Annotated in this window: 1 rRNA gene; it reads left to right on the forward strand. The window is 56.4% G+C overall.

Annotated elements, in window-relative coordinates:
• Positions 1–99 precede the first annotated feature (99 nt).
• A 16S ribosomal RNA gene (locus tag BIU91_RS08965) occupies positions 100–1,621 on the forward strand.
• Positions 1,622–2,019: the final 398 nt, after the last annotated feature.

The following is a 2,019-nucleotide window of genomic DNA, read 5'->3' on the forward strand; positions in this document are numbered from 1 at the left end:
GGTCATGAAGCAATTCCTTTTGGATTGAAGATTGTCAGTAGACAGTCAACAGTCAGAATCAACTCGGTCTGATGCCTTCGGGTGTTGGGTCTGTATTTTTTTACGGAGAGTTTGATCCTGGCTCAGGACGAACGCTGGCGGCGTGCTTAACACATGCAAGTCGAACGATGATGCCCAGCTTGCTGGGTGGATTAGTGGCGAACGGGTGAGTAACACGTGAGTAACCTGCCCCTGACTCTGGGATAAGCGTTGGAAACGACGTCTAATACTGGATATGATCACTGGCCGCATGGTCTGGTGGTGGAAAGATTTTTTGGTTGGGGATGGACTCGCGGCCTATCAGCTTGTTGGTGAGGTAATGGCTCACCAAGGCGACGACGGGTAGCCGGCCTGAGAGGGTGACCGGCCACACTGGGACTGAGACACGGCCCAGACTCCTACGGGAGGCAGCAGTGGGGAATATTGCACAATGGGCGAAAGCCTGATGCAGCAACGCCGCGTGAGGGATGACGGCCTTCGGGTTGTAAACCTCTTTTAGTAGGGAAGAAGCGAAAGTGACGGTACCTGCAGAAAAAGCACCGGCTAACTACGTGCCAGCAGCCGCGGTAATACGTAGGGTGCAAGCGTTGTCCGGAATTATTGGGCGTAAAGAGCTCGTAGGCGGTTTGTCGCGTCTGCTGTGAAATCCCGAGGCTCAACCTCGGGCTTGCAGTGGGTACGGGCAGACTAGAGTGCGGTAGGGGAGATTGGAATTCCTGGTGTAGCGGTGGAATGCGCAGATATCAGGAGGAACACCGATGGCGAAGGCAGATCTCTGGGCCGTAACTGACGCTGAGGAGCGAAAGCATGGGGAGCGAACAGGATTAGATACCCTGGTAGTCCATGCCGTAAACGTTGGGCGCTAGATGTAGGGACCTTTCCACGGTTTCTGTGTCGTAGCTAACGCATTAAGCGCCCCGCCTGGGGAGTACGGCCGCAAGGCTAAAACTCAAAGGAATTGACGGGGGCCCGCACAAGCGGCGGAGCATGCGGATTAATTCGATGCAACGCGAAGAACCTTACCAAGGCTTGACATACACCGGAAACGGCCAGAGATGGTCGCCCCCTTGTGGTCGGTGTACAGGTGGTGCATGGTTGTCGTCAGCTCGTGTCGTGAGATGTTGGGTTAAGTCCCGCAACGAGCGCAACCCTCGTTCTATGTTGCCAGCGGGTTATGCCGGGGACTCATAGGAGACTGCCGGGGTCAACTCGGAGGAAGGTGGGGATGACGTCAAATCATCATGCCCCTTATGTCTTGGGCTTCACGCATGCTACAATGGCCGGTACAAAGGGCTGCGATACCGTAAGGTGGAGCGAATCCCAAAAAGCCGGTCTCAGTTCGGATTGAGGTCTGCAACTCGACCTCATGAAGTCGGAGTCGCTAGTAATCGCAGATCAGCAACGCTGCGGTGAATACGTTCCCGGGCCTTGTACACACCGCCCGTCAAGTCATGAAAGTCGGTAACACCCGAAGCCGGTGGCCTAACCCTTGTGGAAGGAGCCGTCGAAGGTGGGATCGGTGATTAGGACTAAGTCGTAACAAGGTAGCCGTACCGGAAGGTGCGGCTGGATCACCTCCTTTCTAAGGAGCATCTGGTCAGTGCTGGTCGCCCATTAGGGGTGGTTGGTTGCTGGTCCAGGCGCCTGTTTCGGACCGAACGTGTCCGACGGGTAGCTCATGGGTGGAACATTGACAGTGCAGTTGGGAGTGATGCTTCCGACCTCAGTACGCTCTGCTTGCAGGGTTGGGACGGGTCGTGGGTGGAGCTGCTGGCTGGTGCACGTTGTTGGGTCCTGAGGGACCAGGCTTCCTACTGTCACGTGAGTGGTGGTGGGGGTTGGGCCTACGGGTCCTTCGTCGGGCCAGGGTGAACCTACCGTTGTGGTGGGGGAGTGCTGGTGCCGATCGTATGTTGAGAACTACACAGTGGACGCGAGCATCTTTGATTCGCGTCATCCATGATCAGCCTTCGGGCTGCT

Source organism: Curtobacterium sp. MMLR14_002 (genome assembly GCF_001864975.1).
Classification (GTDB): Bacteria; Actinomycetota; Actinomycetes; order Actinomycetales; family Microbacteriaceae; genus Curtobacterium; species Curtobacterium flaccumfaciens.